General features: G+C 51.1%; 23 protein-coding genes and 2 tRNA genes. 10 read left to right on the forward strand and 15 right to left on the reverse strand.

Features of this window, described 5'->3' with window-relative positions; all coding sequences use genetic code 11:
• Positions 1 to 33: 33 nt before the first annotated feature.
• On the reverse strand, positions 34 to 750 hold the full coding sequence (locus JOD55_RS07045) for an HAD hydrolase-like protein (RefSeq protein WP_204399327.1): 717 nt from the start codon (positions 748 to 750) through the stop codon (positions 34 to 36).
• Between the two features lie 123 nt (positions 751 to 873).
• Positions 874 to 1,494: an L-threonylcarbamoyladenylate synthase gene (locus tag JOD55_RS07050; protein ID WP_204399328.1), complete on the reverse strand. Its 621-nt coding sequence runs from the start codon at positions 1,492 to 1,494 to the stop codon at positions 874 to 876.
• 214 nt (positions 1,495 to 1,708) lie between these two features.
• On the opposite strand from JOD55_RS07050, the gene JOD55_RS07055 reads away from it, so the two are divergent.
• Positions 1,709 to 2,116, forward strand: coding sequence for a hypothetical protein (locus tag JOD55_RS07055; RefSeq protein ID WP_204399329.1), 408 nt, complete (start codon positions 1,709 to 1,711; stop codon positions 2,114 to 2,116).
• Positions 2,117 to 2,144: 28 nt separating this feature from the next.
• Here the strand turns inward: JOD55_RS07055 and JOD55_RS07060 are convergent, their stop codons facing one another.
• From JOD55_RS07060 to JOD55_RS07095, 8 genes are all read right to left on the reverse strand, one after another.
• On the reverse strand, positions 2,145 to 2,651 hold the full coding sequence (locus JOD55_RS07060; RefSeq protein ID WP_204399330.1) for a DUF3145 family protein: 507 nt from the start codon (positions 2,649 to 2,651) through the stop codon (positions 2,145 to 2,147).
• A gap of 92 nt (positions 2,652 to 2,743) precedes the next feature.
• Complete coding sequence (locus JOD55_RS07065) at positions 2,744 to 3,685, reverse strand: TIGR01777 family oxidoreductase (protein ID WP_204399331.1); 942 nt, start codon at positions 3,683 to 3,685, stop codon at positions 2,744 to 2,746.
• Positions 3,685 to 4,176, reverse strand: coding sequence for a peptide deformylase (locus JOD55_RS07070; protein WP_204399332.1), 492 nt, complete (start codon positions 4,174 to 4,176; stop codon positions 3,685 to 3,687). Before JOD55_RS07070 ends, JOD55_RS07065 begins: the two co-directional genes overlap by 1 nt.
• A 121-nt stretch (positions 4,177 to 4,297) precedes the next feature.
• Positions 4,298 to 4,369 (reverse strand) — tRNA-Asn (locus JOD55_RS07075).
• 143 nt (positions 4,370 to 4,512) lie between these two features.
• Complete coding sequence (locus tag JOD55_RS07080) at positions 4,513 to 5,046, reverse strand: hypothetical protein (protein WP_204399333.1); 534 nt, start codon at positions 5,044 to 5,046, stop codon at positions 4,513 to 4,515.
• Positions 5,009 to 5,311: a hypothetical protein gene (locus JOD55_RS07085; protein WP_204399334.1), complete on the reverse strand. Its 303-nt coding sequence runs from the start codon at positions 5,309 to 5,311 to the stop codon at positions 5,009 to 5,011. The genes JOD55_RS07080 and JOD55_RS07085 overlap by 38 nt, the downstream gene beginning before the upstream one ends.
• Before the next feature lie 458 nt (positions 5,312 to 5,769).
• Positions 5,770 to 5,843 (reverse strand) — tRNA-Ile (locus tag JOD55_RS07090).
• Positions 5,844 to 5,892: 49 nt separating this feature from the next.
• On the reverse strand, positions 5,893 to 6,753 hold the full coding sequence (locus tag JOD55_RS07095) for a 4Fe-4S dicluster domain-containing protein (RefSeq protein ID WP_204399335.1): 861 nt from the start codon (positions 6,751 to 6,753) through the stop codon (positions 5,893 to 5,895).
• A 307-nt stretch (positions 6,754 to 7,060) separates the two neighbouring features.
• Here JOD55_RS07095 and JOD55_RS07100 point away from each other — a divergent pair, with 307 nt between their 5' ends.
• Genes JOD55_RS07100 through JOD55_RS07115 form a run of 4 tightly spaced genes read left to right on the forward strand, consistent with a single transcriptional unit; the run spans position 7,061 to position 8,740 of the window.
• The gene (locus tag JOD55_RS07100; RefSeq protein WP_204399336.1) at positions 7,061 to 7,435 is read left to right on the forward strand and encodes a twin-arginine translocase TatA/TatE family subunit; all 375 of its coding nucleotides are present in this window, start codon (positions 7,061 to 7,063) and stop codon (positions 7,433 to 7,435) included.
• 45 nt (positions 7,436 to 7,480) lie between these two features.
• Positions 7,481 to 7,666 carry a Sec-independent protein translocase subunit TatA gene (tatA, locus tag JOD55_RS07105; RefSeq protein ID WP_204399337.1) on the forward strand — a complete coding sequence of 62 codons (186 nt, stop codon included), beginning with the start codon at positions 7,481 to 7,483 and terminating at the stop codon, positions 7,664 to 7,666.
• Positions 7,667 to 7,725: 59 nt separating this feature from the next.
• On the forward strand, positions 7,726 to 8,487 hold the full coding sequence (gene tatC / locus JOD55_RS07110) for a twin-arginine translocase subunit TatC (RefSeq protein WP_204399338.1): 762 nt from the start codon (positions 7,726 to 7,728) through the stop codon (positions 8,485 to 8,487).
• On the forward strand, positions 8,474 to 8,740 hold the full coding sequence (locus JOD55_RS07115) for a DUF6457 domain-containing protein (protein WP_204399339.1): 267 nt from the start codon (positions 8,474 to 8,476) through the stop codon (positions 8,738 to 8,740). Before tatC ends, JOD55_RS07115 begins: the two co-directional genes overlap by 14 nt.
• Before the next feature lie 12 nt (positions 8,741 to 8,752).
• On the opposite strand, the gene dnaG is transcribed toward JOD55_RS07115, so the two are convergent.
• Genes dnaG through JOD55_RS07140 form a run of 5 tightly spaced genes read right to left on the reverse strand, consistent with a single transcriptional unit; the run spans position 8,753 to position 15,946 of the window.
• The gene (gene dnaG, locus JOD55_RS07120) at positions 8,753 to 10,741 is read right to left on the reverse strand and encodes a DNA primase (protein WP_204399340.1); all 1,989 of its coding nucleotides are present in this window, start codon (positions 10,739 to 10,741) and stop codon (positions 8,753 to 8,755) included.
• 51 nt (positions 10,742 to 10,792) lie between these two features.
• Positions 10,793 to 12,061: a deoxyguanosinetriphosphate triphosphohydrolase gene (locus JOD55_RS07125; RefSeq protein ID WP_204399341.1), complete on the reverse strand. Its 1,269-nt coding sequence runs from the start codon at positions 12,059 to 12,061 to the stop codon at positions 10,793 to 10,795.
• A gap of 5 nt (positions 12,062 to 12,066) precedes the next feature.
• Positions 12,067 to 13,269 (reverse strand): tRNA dihydrouridine synthase DusB, encoded by a 1,203-nt coding sequence (gene dusB / locus JOD55_RS07130; protein ID WP_204399740.1) that lies wholly within the window; start codon positions 13,267 to 13,269, stop codon positions 12,067 to 12,069.
• A 5-nt stretch (positions 13,270 to 13,274) separates the two neighbouring features.
• Positions 13,275 to 14,537, reverse strand: coding sequence for a YibE/F family protein (locus JOD55_RS07135; RefSeq protein ID WP_338022222.1), 1,263 nt, complete (start codon positions 14,535 to 14,537; stop codon positions 13,275 to 13,277).
• 14 nt (positions 14,538 to 14,551) lie between these two features.
• Entirely contained in the window at positions 14,552 to 15,946 is a 1,395-nt protein-coding gene (locus JOD55_RS07140; protein ID WP_204399342.1) for a glycine--tRNA ligase, read from the reverse strand.
• A gap of 287 nt (positions 15,947 to 16,233) precedes the next feature.
• On the opposite strand from JOD55_RS07140, the gene JOD55_RS07145 reads away from it, so the two are divergent.
• From JOD55_RS07145 to JOD55_RS07165, 5 genes are all read left to right on the forward strand, one after another.
• Positions 16,234 to 17,349 (forward strand): metal ABC transporter substrate-binding protein, encoded by a 1,116-nt coding sequence (locus JOD55_RS07145; RefSeq protein ID WP_204399343.1) that lies wholly within the window; start codon positions 16,234 to 16,236, stop codon positions 17,347 to 17,349.
• 170 nt (positions 17,350 to 17,519) lie between these two features.
• Positions 17,520 to 18,305, forward strand: coding sequence for a metal ABC transporter ATP-binding protein (locus JOD55_RS07150; protein ID WP_204399344.1), 786 nt, complete (start codon positions 17,520 to 17,522; stop codon positions 18,303 to 18,305).
• Positions 18,302 to 19,264: a metal ABC transporter permease gene (locus tag JOD55_RS07155; protein ID WP_204399345.1), complete on the forward strand. Its 963-nt coding sequence runs from the start codon at positions 18,302 to 18,304 to the stop codon at positions 19,262 to 19,264. Before JOD55_RS07150 ends, JOD55_RS07155 begins: the two co-directional genes overlap by 4 nt.
• 64 nt (positions 19,265 to 19,328) lie before the next feature.
• Positions 19,329 to 19,727 (forward strand): Fur family transcriptional regulator, encoded by a 399-nt coding sequence (locus JOD55_RS07160; protein ID WP_204399346.1) that lies wholly within the window; start codon positions 19,329 to 19,331, stop codon positions 19,725 to 19,727.
• Positions 19,728 to 19,751: 24 nt separating this feature from the next.
• A complete protein-coding gene (locus tag JOD55_RS07165) occupies positions 19,752 to 19,976 on the forward strand; it encodes an RNA-binding S4 domain-containing protein (RefSeq protein WP_204399347.1) in 225 nt (74 codons plus the stop codon).
• The last annotated feature ends 63 nt before the right edge of the window (positions 19,977 to 20,039 follow it).

Below are 20,039 nucleotides of genomic sequence, written 5' to 3' on the forward strand. Positions count from 1 at the left end.
AAGCCGGGTGCTTTGTGCTCTGGTTTTGTTCTCTCAGCCTTTGAGAGAACAAAGCACCCTTATCAGCTCTTCTTGTGATTTCACACTCGCCCAGGCTAAGTCATGCTCACTTTGTGGTGCGCCTCCCCATTGCACTAACACAGTGCGAATATTGTGTGCGCCCGCGCCTTCGATATCGAAAATGCGGTCACCAACCATCACGACGTCAGTGCGCATGGCTTCGCCGTTGTCAGGTACGTGTGGACGCGCCGCAACGTCAGGTGCCTGCGCAAGCACACCGGCGTCGTACAAATACTGCAGAGCATCGGCCACAACGAGAGTTTTCGAACTGTGCATCGTATCCGTGTGAGCTCCACATATGCGCGAAAATACGGAAGAGATATCGAGGTTGTCACACACTTCTTGCGCTAAATGAGTCAATTTTGACGTGGCAACCAAAAGCGGTACGCCAAGCTCTTCTTTTATTACTCGCAGCGTACGACCCATGCCGGGAAACAGTGGAGTTTGATCCATCACTTGCAGGTATCGATGCCGGTAGTCGGCGATGTAGTCCTCAATCTGATCTTGCGCCACACCCATACGCGCAAACGACTGATGTAAGGGCGGCCCAACACAGGGCATGAACGATGCCGGCGGCATATCCACCCCCGCTTTCTCAAGCATCGTCTCATGCAAAGCATTGCAGATAAGCGGTGCAGAATCCGTGAGCGTGCCGTCAAGATCGAAAAGTACTGCTTTTAGTTCATTCATTGGGTTGCCAGTTCACCTTATTTTGCGTTGAACGTTGATATTTCCGATTAGAGAAATTGCTCGTTTTGGAGAAATTGCTCGTCCCGGTTGGTATTTCTGGTTTGCTCTGTTGTGAGACGTCCATTAAGCCAGAGTATCGAGGCGTCCTGCGCCCTCACGAAGAATTTCTATGCTGCCCGAGGAAAGATCGACGACGGTCGTCGGCCCCTCTGCCCCGATTGGCCCCTCAACGACGATATCGAGCACATGCCCAAGCTCATCGTTAATCTGCCATCCCTCCCGCTGTGGTTCAGTTTCCCCTGGTAAAATCAGCGTTGAGCACAGCAAAGGCTCGTCCATAGTCTCTAGGATCGCCTGTGTGATCTTGTGATCGGGAATGCGCACGCCCACGGTGGACTTTTTCGGGTTGAGCATCATTCGTGGCACCTCTTTAGTGGCCTTTAAAATGAATGTGAATGGACCGGGCGTCTTGCTCTTTATCAATCGAAAATTGGCGTTATCGATGATCACGAGCTTGCCGAGCTGCCCAAAATCGTGACACAACAACGTAAAGTGATGCTTGGAATCCACGCGACGAATTGCGCGGATGCGTTCCAATCCATCTTTGTTGCCTAACCGGCACGCTATCGCATAGCCCGAATCCGTGGGAATTGCCGCGATGTCTCCTTGACGCAAACGTTCCACGACTCGATCAACGATGCGTTGCTGTGGGTTATCTGGATGTAAATCAACATAGTGTGCCATGAGCTCTCCTCGTTCTATGCTTATTATAGTCAATCGGAGCCGCGAGAAGCTCATCAGGCAGGCACAGTTGCTGAATATTATTACATGTTTGCCCAAATTGCTTAGGATAGACAGTGGAATCAAACCGTGAACTAGCGCCGGCGAATCGGCAAATACCGAGTACATTCATGTACGACGCCGGGGTAAGAGTTGCGAGTATGCAGGAGTGGCGAAAATGAGTATTTCTTTAGACGACGAACAACAGCTTGCCCTCGCACGCTTTAGAGTTGCCCTGGCTGATGTGGCTCCAGAAATTCCCGCGACTGAGGCCGACTATACCTCTAATTTGCGCGATGAGCTCGGCTTAGACACCGTTTCAATCTGGGCAATTGCCACGCAGCTCGAGCGCTTGGCAAAAATTAATATCCTCGACGACGACGTCTGCGCAGCGACAACAGTTGCACAGCTTTGTGAAGCGATTAAGACGCCGGTACCAGCAGATCTCGATCCCAAATCGCAAATCCGCTCCGAGGCTGATTTTCAAGATTCTAAGACGCGCGACGCTGCACAGCTGAGCCAGCTTGAGGAGGAAAGCCAACTCGCTAGTGCCGCTGATCTACGTGCGTTATTTGGTAACGATTAGAGCATTCGCCCAAATCTACCCGGTTGCGTTATCCGACGCGATGTAGCCAACGTACCGGTGCTCCTGCTCCTGCATAACGGAACACTTCAAGCTCATCGTCCCACGCCTGACCGAGCGCAACGTCCATCAAGCGGCGCAACTCATCGGCGTCGCCAGCAGACTGTTCAAGAGCTGCACGGATTCGGTTTTCAGGAATGACGACGTTCCCTACCAGATCTGTTTGAGCGTAGAAAATGCCAAGACCAGGGGTGCACGACCAACGACCACCCTCTGAAACTGGTGTATTTTCTTCAGTAATTTCAAAGCGCAGATGCTCCCAGCCGCCCAGCGCCGAGGCGAGCATCGCACCAGTTCCGATTTCGCCAGTCCAGGCGACTTCTCCTCGGTTCATTTGTGGCTGTGCCGGCTGTTTCGTCCATTCAATATGCACAGGGTATCCGAGCACACTTGTAACCGCCCATTCAACGTGTGGTTGAACAGCCGGAGTTACCGAATGAATAAATATGACACCTCGTGTGGTGTATTTTGAACTCACCGCGATCCTCCTCATCTTGGGTGAAATTCCCCGTAACACCCACCTTGAGGATCCTGTGATGACTTCATTCTAGCTATTTGTTTAACGCACTGTCACTTTTCGGAGTGTTTCTCCTGAAAGGAGGAAAATATTTCCATTGAATTCGTAGACTCAAACACAAACCCATTCTTCAGCAAAACATCTGGCACAACTTGCTGCGATGCCAAAATCGTCTCTCGTCCCATCTGGCCAAGACCACAGCGAATTATCGACTTTGGAACTGTTAAGATTGCTGGTCGGCGCACAAAATCAGCCATATGCTCAGTCCACTGTGCGTTGCGCACCGGATGAGGTGCGCAAAAGTTTACCGGTCCGAAGATCTGGCTATGCTCAATGCAAAAATGTATCGCCCTAATGTAGTCTTGAAGCGAAATAACGGGCATCCAAGCAGCACCTGAACCTATTTTTGCTCCCAAGCCGAGCTTAAATAGCGCCGTCATTGCCTTTAAAAGCCCACCACTAGGATGCATCACAAGACCAGTGCGAATATTAACCACACGCACTCCGTATTCTCGTGCACGATTCGCTTCGTATTCCCACGCTTGGCATAACTCGGACAGGAAGCCATTACCTACTGGAGTGTCTTCGGAAACGGGCTGATCGGCGTCGTAACCGTAATATCCGACGGCAGATCCAGACAACAGCACTCGCGGACGCTGTTGCTCCGGGACTTTTGCAATCCCATCAACGAGAGTCCGAACCGATGATATACGCGATTGCCACAGCGTTTCACGATATTTTTTGGTCCACATCCGGTTAATGTGCGCACCATTGAGGCACACAGCCACATTGGCACCTGCTATCGCCTGCGGGTCGATCATTCCCTGCCCAGGATCCCACCGAACAGGAAGCCGAGAACCTTCCTGTGGGACGTGGCCTTGACTGTTTCGAGTAAGGCATCTGACCTGCGAATAACGGCAAAGAGCGCTCTTGACGAAAGCGGAACCGATAAAACCAGATGATCCCGCAACGAGAAGAACGCTCTTATCCGACATCAGAAACCTTTTTCGCGGATTTCTCTCAGTGCCTTTTTACGTTCGGCTCGCTCAAGACGGTCGATGTACAAGTGCCCATCGAGATGATCAACCTCGTGTTGAATGAGTCGACCCCAAATCTCTTCACCCTCAACAACAACCTTATTGCCATCAAGATCGACACCTTCGGCTTTTGCATACCATGCACGCTTGCATGGATACCAAAGCTCAGGAACGGATAAGCAACCCTCGTCGCCGTCTTGATACTCGTCCTCAGAGAGCTCAACAATCACCGGGTTGAGGATATAGCCACGTTTCCCATCGATATTCCACGAGAACGCCCGGAACGATTGACCGATCTGATTTGCCGCCAGGCCTGCTCGCCCAGGCTCATTCACGTTTTCCATCAAATCATCAACGAGCTGACGAATACCTGGAGTTATTTCAGTGATCGGGGCGCAAACTGTACGCAAAACAGGATCGCCAACGATTCGAATGTCACGGTAAGTCATTGCTCATTATCCTCACATGAGATTGATAAGTTGTTTTCCACCTACTATTGTCACAGGCAGGTTGGACATTCCACAACTAATAATTAAAGGCCTCCAATATTACTATCAGAGGCCTCTCAAGCTCCCGCGGTTGGACTCGAACCAACAACCGTTCGATTAACAGTCGAATGCTCTGCCATTGAGCTACGCGGGATCGCGACTTGAATTACTTTAGCAAATTTTTGAGCGAAAGCGAATTCCACGACCACCATTTTTCGGCTTATTTTCGCCAGTGTGACGGTCATCACCTGCAAATACCCTGTGTTCTAGCTAATATCTGCTCCTATATCTGCGAGGTCAGAGACCTACAGCTTCCCGGAGCTCAGTCTCCAATTCGCGCAAAAGTTCTTCATCTCGATCTTTATCGTGAATTTCACCGTCAACAAGAATCTGAGTAAAGAGAGTTTCATCAGAGTTTCTCCGCACCTGACCGCGTGCGATCACGCCCGAGGTGAGTTCAACGAACTGCTGATACACAACTGAGCGATCAATCCGTTCACGAACTGCGGTAACAAAATTCTCGCTATAGTTTTCCACCAACTCAAAACGCATCTGCGGCAAAGCTGGATCAATAAACGTCAACGTCAAAAGACGCTGCGAATCCTCCCAGGCAGCATGCGCAAAATCTGACCATTCAATAAGCTGCGCCTGTTCTCCAGGACCGAGAATGGCTAAGGCTGCAGGCGAAATCGCTAGCCATCGCCGTCCGCCGTCACGCACAACCTCACATGCGGCAGACGGCCGGATTCCAGCCGCTTTGCACAATTCTGTTGCTTCACGATCCATACCTTTATTAAATCCCAGCACCGTTACCCACCTCGTTTTGGTCATTCTCAAAGGTTACACTTATGGCAGGGCTAGATGAATGTGAGCTACTTTCTCTGAATTTTTGGCCGGCAAAGTATCCACAAACGAGCAATATCAGCCCAAGCACTAGAGCGAAAATGAAATTCCTCCGTTGAGCTTTTTTCAACTTCTGCATATCTTGAGCAGAAAGCTTTCCAACCGAAGATGGAGATTCGGCAGTTACGCCACTATTTTCAGCTCGAGAATTGGCGTTATTTTCAGCGTTATCCGCTTCAGTCATAAATTTCACTCATTCCATTCAAAAGATGTTAGACGCTAGGCCAAGCCTATCGACCTCAAAGCAACTATGCCACAGCCAAAGTGCGCAGCACCGGATCCACATTCGCCACCAATCCCACAAACTCGCATCGGCGCAAAATAAAAGGACGGAACACATTAAGAGAATGAGACAAATCTTGAGTTCCTTCGCCATGCCTCAAAGAACTAGAAACAGCGTTCGGTCGTACACCATTTCACGGTCTCATCTCCAATGCATTCCGTCACAATTAAGACTATCACTGTGATTGTGAAATTTCTCAGTTTTGATTGAATATATACACATGAATTTTTGGTGCTGTTTTGGCAACTAGTCGATATATATCGAGATGTTGCAAAAAGAGCACCAAAATCGGCATGGTCTCTCTCCCCCCCCCCCGGGCACCAACCGAAAATAAAAAGTCGGGTATGCGCATGCATACCCGACGAGCGTGCCCCCGGCAGGACTTGAACCCGCGACCCTGGAATTATGAGTTCCCTGCTCTAACCGTCTGAGCTACAGGGGCATCTCCCCTAGGTTATATCGAAATTAAACCCGATTGCCAACTGACTATCTCAATTGTGCCCAAGTGTGACAGATCCAAAAGGTGAACGCGCTTTAAACTGGCAAATTTTACACAGATTACCCTCATGAAGTGGATGCCTAGCTCCACATTTTTCACAAGCAGACGTTGCGACCTGAAATAGCTCAACACTGTTGTCTTCGAGAAGGTCGCGCAAATCCACCTCGCCCTCAACCCATATTCCTTGCTCCGGGCATAAACTCACGCACCGCTCATCACCTCGGCACAAATCTCGATGTTGAATCACTGTACTAGCAGTGTCCAGTTGGACGATTTCTAATGCACCGTTAGGGCAAGCACGAGCGCAAACTCCACATCCAGTACAAGTGGTGATACCGAGACGATGCCCTCCTAGCGAAGCACTGAGGGTGGACTGAGATGACAGACGCCCCTGCTCGCGGAGTAACTCAATCGAACGCACAGTGCGATCTACGTCGTCGCCAACAAAAGAATATGGAGTTTTTTCCGCAACAGAAAGCCCCAATAGAACTCGGCGTGGAAGCGGAATCTTCCCGCAGCGAAGTACCTGCTCACCGCGACGCATGAAACGTCCAAAACCCTGAAACGGCGATACCATCCCCGGAGTGAGTCCCATCCACTGCTGAATTTTTTCGGCAGAACCAGCAGTTGCATGCTCGCACTGCTCTACGCTTACGTGTTGAATACCTAATGCAAGAAGTTGAGCCGGTAAACCAAGTGGCGCACTGGCTATGCACTCGTTCCACTGCACGATTTGCACTGTTCTCGGACTGCGCGCGAGATGGGAGTGCGCGCAGGTCAAAATTACCGTCTGCGGTAAATCATGCGCGAACAACCATCGCAATAACGGTCGAACCAGATCTGAATCGCTCAAGGTTACTCCCTCCTCCAACTGCCTAGCTATGTTCCATTCTCGATTTATCACCTGTACAGCGCCGCGTTATTCCATCTGCATCGTGGGTGCCCTGATTCCGTCTGCATCGTGGGCAACTCCACTATTACCTACACAAGCACTTTAAAGTCGCCTCTGAATCCTGCTACCACCTGCCCTGCGCTCTGAGTATGTATCCTATGGCGCGCAGACAGCAAACGCGAACACAAACATCACAAAATGCGAACACGAACGTCACATATTCACTTTCGTTTTACTTAACAACATTAGCGTGCGGTAGACTCACGCTATGGAGTTTTTCGGCATTTCAGGCACAGAATTTGTGGTGATCCTACTTGTGGCACTGCTCGTACTTGGGCCGAAGTCTATCGCTCAATTCCTCCATGTATTCAAAAATGGAGTTACGAAAGCGAAACAGTTTTCTGCTCGTCTACGCGAAGAATCGCGGGCAGAAAATTATGTTCCATCAATTGATCTCTCGGAGTTTGACGTGCGCGGACTCGATCCACGCCAAATCATCCGCGACGCTGTTCAAGAAGAAATGCAGGCATGGATGAAACAAGCAAATCCGATGAATCAGCCAGGTCCGAGCATTACAACGCCTACCAGTGAAAGCGATCGGAAGATAACTCCACCTTGGAAAACTGAAAATACCTCCGAATAAAGATTTTCGAACTCAGTCCATCCCCTAATATCGAAGGAAAAGAAAATGAAGCCACTACACATCGTCATTTTGCTTCTCGTCATTATCATCGTTTTTGGCGCTGCCAAGTTGCCAGATATTGCTCGCTCAATCGGTCAGTCAGCCAAGATCCTCAAAAAAGAGATGAAAGAACTCACCGAGGACGACAAGCCAAACCCACCTAGCCAAAACACCACCGAGAACAACAACTGAACTCGTTCAGCTCATCTCGTATGGTGACCGTGCGAAAACGTTCAAATCCTGAAGGTGTTATGCCAATTCGCGAACATTTTCAGGAGTTACGCAAACGCCTCTTGCTCTCTATTGCTGGTATTTCTCTGGCATCAATCGCAGGCTGGTATTTGTACGATCCAGTTTTAGTGTGGATTCAAGCTCCGCTCAAGGAGATTGACGCCGATAGCGCTCGCCTCAACTTCCAGACGATCGGTGCCGCTTTTGACCTCAAACTGCGGATGTCGTTTTGGATTGGCACAATTTTGGCAAGCCCGTGGTGGGTCTACCAGATCTTTGCATTCATTTCACCGGGATTACGCAAAAAAGAACGCCGAAATCTTGTTGCGTTCGGTTTCGTTGGGGTGATTCTATTTGCTGCTGGTGCTGCAAGTGCGATCATAATGATCCCACGCGCAGTGGAAATTCTCGCGTCTTTTACCCCTCCTGAAGCTCTAACCTTGCTGCGGGCAGATTCGTATATATCGTTCTACACCCGATTAGTGCTCGCTTTTGGATTCTCATTCCTCATTCCAGAAATCCTGGTGGTGCTCAACTTCCTCGGGCTGCTCAGTTCCCGAAATATGCTCAAAGCCTGGCGTTGGGCAGTGGTGATAGCTTTTACCTTCGCCGCAATCGCAAATCCGCTCCCCTCTCCGTGGCCGATGACTATTCAAGCTGCAGTACTTATTGTGCTTTATCTTCTGGCCATCGGTATCTCAGCTCTGCATGAACGCAGCATTGCTAAACGCAAGACAACTAACCAAACTGTTGAAAGGACAAACTCAAATGGCACATCATGATGATCCACAAAAGATGGAAAACCTCCGCCTTTGGATCGCTGAAGTTGAAAACGAACTCGGTTGCGTGGGTACTCTTGCTCCAGTTCAAAAAGATCTGCTCAAGCTCATCTCCACAGTTGCGCACGGTCCCTCGCGTCCAGGTGCCCCGCTCACGGCCTATTTAATCGGCTATCTCGCTGGTTCACAGCCAGATAAAAATCCGCTCGAGATCATCGATTCAATTCGCAAACTTGCCGAGAAATACGAAAGCTAATAACGCAAGATTTTACGTATCCGTTTCGTCAAAGAGTCGGCGCTGCTTTTCAAGTTCGATGAGGCGCTCAAATAATGCTGCCTGCTGGGCTGGATCGTCACATCGCTGCATTTCACCGCGCACCTCAGCAATTTGCCGCATAAAGCCATGCCGTACCAGCGACATCATCACCCCGCGCACATAACGCCACATATCGGAGGGTCTATCTTCGGCGATCGGCTCAACTGACAGCTGCGCAATGGCACGTCGCACCTCAGAACTGGCATCTTCCATAAGCAGATTCACATACCATGAGCAGGCGCGACTCTCTGCCACATTAGGATCAATTCCCTGTGCAATGAGCTGTTCTAAATACTCTTGATACCTGCCCACCGAGCCAACGGCACTTATTCTGTCAAAAATAGCGCGATGCACAGGAACGATAAATGACTGACTCGGCAAACTTTGAATATTCGCTTCCATCGCCATCCGTGGCAGTTGCACTGCGATTTCAAGCGCAGCGCGTTCTACTTTCTCAACAGGATCAACGATCTGCGATTTTTCTTTGAGCGCGGGGCTTTGTGTTACGACGGCGTCGTCGTGCGAATCATTGGAAGCAAACTGACTGATCGCAGCAGTTGCGCCACGCAATAATTTATGAGCTTCGTCCACCGACATGCGCACTGAATTTTCATCCATGCCCAGCCAACCCGAGAGTTCGCGAGTGTACTCACTGCGCAGTACCCGATCCTTAATCGATGCAACTATCGGAGCTGCTGCGCGCAAACCCGCAGCTCTACCCTCTGCAGTGTGCAAGGAAACGTCTTTGAGTAAAGAGCGAATAACGAAAGCAAAAAGAGGCTCACGCGATGCGATAATCTCGCGCACTGCGGCGTCGCCATACTTCATCCGCACATCGCAGGGATCAAGCCCACCGGGTGAAATCGCCACAAATGTTTGCGCCCCAAAATTCTGATCCTCTTGGAAAGCGCGAATCGCAGCCTTTTGCCCAGCAGCATCGCCGTCGAAAGTGAAGATAACTTCCCCGCCCATGCTCTGACCGGTGTGGAGAATAACTCCGGAACTCGGACCTTGCGTATCACGCAATAAACGCCGCGCAATTTTCACATGTTCGTGTCCAAAAGCGGTACCACAAGTGGCAACAGCATGCGGGATTCCGGCCAGATGTGCGGCCATCACATCCGTATAGCCCTCAACCACCACAATTTTTCGATCGCTAGAAATCGCCTTTTTCGCCCGATCAAGACCGTAAAGCACCTGCGATTTCTTGTAGATGCTCGTCTCTGGCGTATTGAGGTATTTCGGGCCTTCGTCGTCGTTATTCATTTTGCGGGCGCCAAAACCAATCGGATCACCGGTGATCGAATGAATCGGCCACATTACCCGGCCACGAAAGCGATCATAGATACCGCGCGTGCCTTGCGTCGCTAACCCCGAAGCGAGAATTTCTTTCTCAGTAAAACCACGTTTGCGCAGTTCTTTCAAAAGCGAATCCCACGTATTGGGAGAATAGCCGATCTGATACGAAGCGATCACAGCGTCGTCGAAACCGCGCTCATAAAGCATTTCTTTCGCGGCTTTTCCCTCAGGAGTTAGCAACTGACGCATATAAAACTCTTGCGCAATACGGTGAGCATCAACGAGTCGCGAGCGCGTCGGTTCCCCGCGGCGACTGCGGTTATTTTGAGCCGAGTCTTCTTCGTACTCGATATGAATACCAGCCTTGCGAGCCAACATTTCAACCGCTTCGACAAAAGAAATATGCTCAATCCGCTCCACGAAAGAGATCGCGTCTCCGCCTTCGCCGCAACCGAAACAATGCCAACGCCCCACGTGTGGGCGCACGTTGAACGACGGCGTCTTTTCGTCATGAAATGGGCATAGCCCTTTGAGAGAACCAGTTCCAGCAGATTTGAGCGTGATATATTCTGAGATAACATCCTCGATACGCGTGCGCTCACGCACTTCGTCGATAATATCGCGCTTGATCAATCCTGCCATGATCGTATTCTATCCATAATTGCCGGCCTTAGTTGCGCCATAATCACGGGCTTAATTGCGCAGCATCCCACATAGGTGCGCGTGCCACTGGCGCGCTGATTGATCCGTCAACGAGGCGATTTGATCTGCAATAACGCGCCTGCGCTCAGCATCATTGCCAGCTTCATCCCAAAACCCTAAAAACATCGGCTCCAAGCGTTCGCGGGGATTTTCACTGATGGCGTCCATGAGGTCAAAGAGGATTGTGCGCTGGGTGTAATATACCGGTTCTTGTTCACGCGGCTGCATGACGTAATGAACCGCCATTCCTTTGAGCAGCAATATCTCAGCTTTCGTTGCTTCAGGCACCACAATATTTGCATTGTAGCGAATAAGCGGATCAGTCCCATATTCGGCGAGCGTGGCCCGGGCTACCTCGCGCACGAAACGCCCGATGAGGTCCGAGGTGAGATCTTTGAGCATGGCTAGATCACGCAAAGTCCCATTAAATTCGCGCGGCCATGAATCCATCTGTGACAACCGTTCAAAGGCCTGCGTGAGCTCTTCAACTGAGGAACTGTGACCATACCAATTCACTGTTGAATCAAAGATCTCTTCACGTTCAGCCATCATATTAGCCAAGACCAGCGGCGGCCTAGCAAACCGCGAGTTAGTGATGGCACTGTGGACTACGGCGTCTTCCAAATCGTGCACTGAGTAGGCGATATCATCAGAAAGATCCATCACCTGCGCTTCCACACACCTTTGGTGTCCGTGCTGCCCATGCGCCCAATGAAAGACGTTGAGGTCGTCGGTGTATGCGCCGAATTTATTGGATTTCGACGCCGGTCCCTCACCTTGCGCCCACGGGTATTTGATCGTGGCGTCGATAGTTGCGCGCGTGAGGTTCAAGCCAGCAGATCGTCCATCGCGGTGAAAACGTTTCGGTTCGAGGCGGCTCAACACTCGCAGCGTCTGCGCGTTGCCCTCAAATCCACCAATATCGGCGAGCATCTCATCGAGGGCACGCTCGCCATTGTGTCCAAATGGAGGATGCCCGATATCGTGGCATAAACAAGCGGTTTCCACGATATCGGGATCGCAACCGAGAATTTTCGCTAGTGATCTGCCCACTTGAGCAACTTCGAGGGAATGCGTGAGTCGCGTGCGGATAAAATCGTCAGATTCCGGCCCGAGCACCTGGGTTTTCGCACCTAATCTCCGCAATGCCGAAGAGTGTAAAACTCGGGCACGATCGCGTTCAAAATCGGTGCGAGTATTGCTTTTAGGCGGCTCAGGCACCCACCGTTCCACGTCAAAAGATTCGTACTGCGTTTGCAAGTCCCTCAGCCTCCAGAAATTCCAATCTCTGCTTCATGAATTTTAGCTTGTTGTGCACTGTTGAGCGTGTGACTTTCAAGCCAAAATTCAGGCAAGTGTGGCCGTTTTGGATTCCCTGCTCGGCCACGCTGCCCACTGGCGGCCTGCGGATACTCCTGATCCAGGTCTAAGGAATTGAGTCGTTCTTCGAGTTCAACCAGTGTAGAAACTAAGCCAAGTTGATGGCGAATTTCGCCGCCAACCGAAAAACCGCGCATATACCAGCTCATATGCTTTCTCATTTCGCGCAGCGCTCGGTGTTCGTCATGAAAATGCTCGACCGACAGCTGGGCATGCCGCAAGATCACTTGGGCAACTTCGCGCAAATCGGGGCGATACTGCTGATTAGCACCGTGCAAATGCGCTGCAAGATCGAAGAAGATCCACGGTCTACCTTGACACCCACGACCGACAACGACGCCGTCACAGCCAGTTTCGTTCATCATGCGTTGCGCATCGGGTGCTTCAAAGACATCACCATTACCGAAAACTGGCAAATCGGAAATCTCCTTAAGGATGGCGATCTTCTCCCAATCGGCCTGGCCGGAATAGTGCTGTTCGGTTGTTCGGGCATGCAAGGTCAGTGCACTAATACCAGCACTGCGAGAAATGCGCGCCACATCGCGAAAGGTTTCGTGATCAGCGTCGATACCAACGCGGAATTTTGCAGTTACTGGAACTTCGTGTGCTCGTCCACGCGAGGCCGTTTGTGCAGCTCGCACAGCCGATTTAACGACGTCTTCATAAAGGTCGTGCTTCCACGGCAGCGCTGACCCACCGCCCTTACGAGTCACTTTAGGCACTGGGCAACCAAAATTGAGATCAATATGATCTGCTAGATCTTCTTCAACGAGTATTTTTACAGCTGCAGCAGTAGTAGCCGGTTGTACTCCGTAGAGTTGCACTGAACGGACGGGGTCTTCCTGATCAGGTTTGACCATATTGAGCGTTTCTGGAATCCGCTCGACCAGTGCCCTTGTGGTGATCATTTCGCAGATATACAAGCCTGCGGGAGCCATATCTCCAGTGGTTCTGCCACCGCTTGCCTGATAACCCGCACTTTGGGCACCTCTCTGCCCAAATTCTCGGCAGATTTGCCGAAAAGGTGGATTCGTCACTCCCGCCATCGGCGAGAGCATCATCGGCGTTCCTAATGTTACTTCCCCGATATTGATCACGATTTTGCCACTTTACTTGGGGAAACAGGAGCAAGAATGGCTGCAATAGCTGTGGTCATCGGAATGGCGAGCACGAGTCCAATTGAAGCGACAAGCGTGCGAACAATTTCTTCTGCAACCTCGCCAATTACAAAGAAATCGAGGAAGCCGCGATCGATCAATGCTGCGGCCATGAGCAGCGGAAGTGCTGTTCCTACATAGGCGAATGCTAGAGTGTACACAGTGGATGCGATATGGTCACGGCCAACGATCATGCCTTGCCGCACAAGCTGTTGACGGCTTGCAGCCGGATTGGCAGCGTGCAGTTCCCATACTGTAGAAACTTGCGTGATGGTAACGTCGTTCAGCGCACCCAAACCCGCAAGCACCATTCCTGCCAACAAAATCTGCTGCATCGACACATCAGGCAAATAACCAGTGAGTGATATTGCGGCATCACTATATGTACCGGTGAGTTTGGTAGTTCCAATCGAGATAACCGCTGCCACAGCAGTGATCATGAGGCCCGCGAAAGTGCCGAGCACCGCCGTCGTCGTGCGAATCGAAATACCGTGTGCGAAATAGATCGATGCGAACATCATGGCGGCAGATCCCACTGCAACCACTAAAAATGCTGGCTTACCAGCCATCAGTGCTGGCAGGAGGAACAAAACGACGACGGCGAGCGAAGCCGCAAGACCCACCAAAGCAGCTAGACCTTTACCACGTGCTACCAGCGCCACCACTAATACGTAGATAACAACGATCAAAATGAGCGGCGTGCTGCGGTGAAAATCAACAAAAACGTAGGCAGTGCCAGTACTAATAGAGTCTGGCGTGAAAAGGGCTTGCACCTCATCGCCAACTCGCAAACCGTTGTTAACAATTTCAAGTGGGACGCTAACGGGTACCTCTACCCCTTCCACTTTCATTTTTACTGGCGTTTGGCCGTTTTGGTCCGTTGCGCCAATAGCCGAAATCTCTCCCACTACTTTCGATGTGCCTGGAGCGTTTAGCGGATGCGTACCGACTCGTGATTCACCAGCTGAGGGCCATAATGCAACCATGGCGATAACAGTGATAATCGCCATGGGGATAATGATTGCACTGAGTAGCCGCACAATCTTCTTCCGCGCTTTCGGATCGAGATCGAGTGGCGCCGAGTGGGAGTGCGAATGTGAATGGCTACGAGCAGCATGAACATCTCCAGCTTGCACAGCAGGACGCGAGAGGGCGCGCTCGTTACCGTCCGCGCCCTCCGCATTCTTGAAGAACTTCACAAATTGTCCTTGCCTCAGGCGCCGATGAGCTTTCCGGCAAGGAACTGCTCAACTTCGGCGATCGGAATACGAATTTGTGCCATCGTATCGCGATCACGCACGGTGACGGCGTCGTCTTCTAGCGAGTCGAAATCAACCGTGATGCAGTACGGAGTTCCGATTTCGTCTTGGCGACGGTAACGACGACCAACCGCACCGGCGTCGTCGAAATCAATATTCCAGTGACGACGCAACTTCGCAGCAATCTCACGCGCTAACGGCGAAAGCTGCTCGGAACGCGAGAGCGGCAAAACCGCAGCCTTGACTGGCGCCAGGCGCGGATCGAGCTTCAAAACGATGCGCTTGTCCACACCACCCTTGGTATTTGGTGCCTCATCTTCGGTGTAGGCCTCCACCAAGAACGCCATCATCGAGCGGGTCAAACCAGCTGAAGGCTCAATCACATACGGCGTGTAGCGTTCACCCGTCGCTTGATCAAAGTATTCGAGTTTCTTGCCCGAAGCTTCAGAATGGGACGAGAGATCAAAATCTGTACGGTTGGCGATACCCTCGAGTTCGCCCCACTCACTACCTTGGAAGCCAAAGCGGTACTCAATGTCTACCGTGCGCTTCGAGTAATGAGAGAGCTTAGCCTGCGGGTGCTCGTAGAGACGCAGATTTTCTGGATTCACGCCTAGGTCCTTGTACCATTCGAGACGAGCGTCGATCCAGGACTGGTGCCACTCCTCGTCCTCCCCTGGCTTGACGAAGAACTCCAGCTCCATCTGCTCAAATTCACGGGTGCGGAAAATGAAGTTTCCTGGCGTGATCTCGTTGCGGAAAGACTTTCCAACTTGGCCGATACCGAATGGTGGCTTGCGACGGGCAGTTGTGAGCACGTTGTTGAAATTGACGAAAATGCCCTGTGCTGTTTCTGGGCGAAGATAATGCAGACCAGACTCATCGTCAACCGGCCCGAGGAAGGTCTTGAGCAAGCCCGAGAAAGGCTTCGATTCGGTCCACGTCCCTCGGTTGCCACAATTGGGGCATGGAACATCAGCCATCGACACTTCGTCTTCCGAAATACCTTTCTTAGCTGCGTACTCTTCGATCAATTGATCTTCACGCAGGCGCTTGTGGCAGCTCGTACACTCAACGAGCGGATCCGAGAAAGTTGCAACATGCCCAGATGCGACCCACACCTCACGTGGCAAGATGATGGACGAATCAAGGCCGACGACGTCCTCACGCGCAGTGACATTAGCTTTCCACCACTGGCGCTTGATGTTTTCTTTCAGTTCGACGCCGAGTGGGCCGTAGTCCCACGCGGAGCGAGTTCCGCCGTAAATTTCGCCCGCAGGAAAGACGAATCCGCGGCGCTTTGCTAGAGAAATTACGTTATCCAACCGTGATGGCGCTGGTTTTGCCATGAAATACACTCCTTGTTGAGTCCACATCTGGATGATGCGGTGATTTTCTACCACTGGCTGTGGCAGTGTCCAAGCACCGAATCCGGTTGCCGAACGTATTTGCGCAGTATCTTAGCCAATGCTGTTACACATGAGAAACTTACGCGAGCGAACTATGCGCTACTGCTTTCGATTGTACGGAACTGCTGATTGGGCTGCGAAACTAGCACATGATATTTCCAAAGAATGGTGCAATCTCACACACTTTCCGCTTGACTCTCCCCATATAATTAATGAGAATAGTTTGCATGAAGGAAAAATTATCATTAAAATTTGCAGCGATCTTTGGCGCTGCAGCCCTCGCTCTCGCCGGATGTTCCGGATCTAGCGAAACTTCCAAAGATTCCACAAAGCTCAATGTGAGCACGTCATTCTACCCAATCACCTACCTTGTTGAAAAAATCGGCGGCGATGCCGTAAAGGTCAACGACCTCACACCTCCTGGATCTGATGCCCACGGTGCCGAACTTTCTCCAGCAGAGATCTCAGCCATGGAAAAATCCGATCTAGTGATCTACCTTGCAACGATGTCTCCGTCAATTGACGAAGCGATCAAGACCGCAAAGATCAAAAAGTCGGTAGAGATTGGACAATCCGTCTCGCTCCTGCCACGTACCGAAATTGCTGCTGTTTCTGAGCAGTTGCCAAACGTCGATCCAAAGGCGAAAGTCGACAATCACGATCATGAAGCTGGTCACGATGACCACGACGCCGACCACAAAGACGAGCACAAAGACGACGCCAAGGGTCACGACGACAACGATCATGAAGCTGGTCACGATGACCACGACGGCGAAGGCCACGACGAACATGGTCACGACGAACATGGTCACGATCACGGCGTGAACGATCCGCACTTCTGGACTGACCCAAGCCGCCTTGCTAAGGCAGCGCCAGTGATTGCAGACGAACTTGCAAAGCTCGATTCAAAGAATGCCAATAAGTTCAAAGACAATGCTAAGAAGATCGCTGATGAGCTCAACAAACTCGCAGCAGATTTCAAAGCAACGCTAGCTAAAGAACAGTGTCGAACTCGCTCATTCGTCGTCACACACCTCGCATTCGGATACTTGGCAAAAGAGAACAATCTCAAGCAAATCGGCATTGCCTCCTTCGATCCTGACCTCGAACCATCACCGGCACGTATCGCGCAAATTAAAGAAATCGTTGCCCGCGATCACGTCAACACGATCTTCACCACCTCGGATCAGGAGATGAAGACGGCAAATTCAGTTGCAAATGAAACTGGGGCCAAGGTTCAGGTTCTCGATCCAGCTGCCACGAAGCGTGACAAGAACAAGGACTACATGGATGTTATGAAGCAGAACTTCAAGCTGCTTTCTGATTCCATGAGCTGCAAGTAAAAATCATAACCGTCGATGATGCGCTGGTTACTGATACGATTTATCAGTAACCAGCGCATCATTGGTATCTCAATATTTCGCAGCTAGTGCGAAATATGCGGTATGCCGATTTTCAGCTGCAACACCTGCCAAGCAGCAACGACTCGTGGGATAACACACGAAGGAGACCCATGACCAACTCGATTATTGAAGTGCGTGACCTCCACGTCACCTTGGGCGCCGCACACATCCTGCGCGGGATAAATTTTGATGTTGACAACGGAACAACACTTGCCATCCTCGGACCAAACGGATCAGGCAAATCAACCCTCGTTAGAGCGCTTGTTAACGCAATTCCACATTCACAAGGCAACATCAGGCTTATCGGCGCAGATCTTGGCCGCAGCCGCAAGGTGTCGTGGAAAGATATTGGTTACGCACCGCAAAGAATCACCGCAGCTGCAGGCGTACCAGCTACTGCTTTAGAAACCGTGGAAAGTGGTCTCGTTTATGGCGGTTCGCTGCGGTTACCCAAAGATTCCAAAGCGCGCGCTCTGGCGGCGCTCGAGCTAGTCGGACTGGCACAACGCGCCAAAGAATCGGTACAAACTTTTTCCGGTGGGCAGCAACAACGAGTTCTCATCGCCCGGGCTCTCGTGAAAAACCCGAAGATACTTTTTCTTGATGAGCCTTTTGCTGGAATCGACAAAGAGTCCCGCGAAAGTATTATTTCTACGCTTTACCAGCTCAAAGACGACGGCGTCACGCTCGTTCTGGTGCTGCATGAGCTCTATGGGCTAGAAGACCTCATCGATGAGTCAATTATGCTTGAACACGGTCGCATCGTTGCTCAAGGCGTACCTGAAACGTTTGTAGGACGCGCAGAACACGGCCACCCAGCACACGACCACCAGCATCCTCACGAGAATAATAAGCCATCCTTTCGCGCTCCCGAGTTAGGAGGGCAACTGCCATGATTATCGATATGCTTTCCTCTACTTTGATGCAGCGAGCACTGATTGTTGCTGTACTTGTGGGTCTGGCTGCCCCAATCGTCGGAACCTATCTCGTGCAACGCAAGCTCACACTGCTTGGCGACGGCATCGGACACGTCGCACTGACCGGCGTCGCCCTGGGATGGATCGGTGCTGGCGCAGCTCAAGCAGCAAACCGCGACGCTTGGGCTGTACCTGGCGCGATTATGGCTTCGGTGATCGGCGCACTGCTCATCGAATGGATGCGCAGCAGAGCCAACTCCTCAGGCGATGTGGCTCTCGCTTTGCTTTTCTACGGAGGCATTGCCGGAGGCGTATTGCTCATTGGTATTGCCGGCGGTACCACAACAAATCTCAACGGGTATCTTTTCGGGTCAATCTCTACAGTTACGCAACTGGATATGTGGCTCACGGTAGGCTTGACGCTTTTTATTATTGCGGTGGGAATTGGCTTGAAACCAGCGCTTTTTACTCTGTGTCACGACGCCGAATTCGCACGTGCCTCAGGACTTCCGGTTGCCTTGCTGTCGGTTTTGATTTCAGTGACGGCTGCACTCACCGTTTCGGTTGCGATGCGGGTGGTTGGCGCTCTGTTGGTTTCAGCTCTAATGATCGTTCCAGTAGCAATTTCCCAGATGATCACCCGGTCTTTCCGAGCCACCATGACTATTGCTATGGCTATTGGAGTTACAGTCAGCGTGATTGGACTCACAATCACTTACGTCAAACCGTGGTCCCCGGGCGCGACGATCATCCTCATCGCCGTCGGACTTTACTTGATAGTAGCTATTATCAGGCCTACAATCGTTTCTGTGCTCCATCAGAACCGCGTAGCAGAACCTCACCAACTGCTCGATTCTGATGTTGTTGTGGCGCACAAAGAGGCGACGAATTCGCCCTCAGCGTGCCAAAATACAGAACTACTGACCACTGGTGAGTGAATTTGCGCTAATATCCTTCTTAACGAAGAACATTAGGCGTTATCAGTTCTTCATAGGAGGAAACATGCAGAGAATGACCAAGCAGCGCGCCGCAATCATGCAGCTGCTACGCTCTCAAAGCAACTTTTTGTCGGCACAAGATCTTCACGATCTACTCCGGCAAAGTGGACACAATATCGGTTTGGCCACTGTATACCGCAATTTGCAAGCCCTTGCTCAAATTCGTTCTGTTGACGTAGTGCGCCAAGAAGGCTCGGATGTACAGCTCTTCCGCTACTGTTCAGAAGAAAAGCACCACCATCACCTTGTGTGCCGAACCTGCGGTAAAACAATAGATATTCAAGGTGATGCAGTTGAAAAATGGGCAGCTGCTATCGCCGATGATCACAACTTCACAAGCGTCACTCATTCCGTAGAACTCTACGGAGAATGCGCTGCATGCGGCGAAAAAGCAAAAAACTAAACGAACTCATAAGGTGAATGTGGTATGGAAGAATTTCCGGTACGTCTCCCCATCAAACTCGGGCAATTTCTCAAGCTGGCGTCGCTCGCTGAACACGGCGCTGAAGCTCGCAGTTTGATTACTGAGGGGTACGTATACGTCAATGGTGAGCTGGAAATGCGCCGTACCCATCAACTCTCAGATGGCGATGAAGTGCGAGTTGAAGATAGATTCGGCAATGGCACAGCTATTCGAGTAGTCAGTGAATAATCTTCATTGAAAGATCCTTAGCTAGTGGGGGGAAGCATAAAATATGCTTCCCCCCCACTATGT

It is taken from the genome of Arcanobacterium pluranimalium (assembly GCF_016907845.1).
Taxonomy (GTDB): domain Bacteria; phylum Actinomycetota; class Actinomycetes; order Actinomycetales; family Actinomycetaceae; genus Arcanobacterium_A; species Arcanobacterium_A pluranimalium.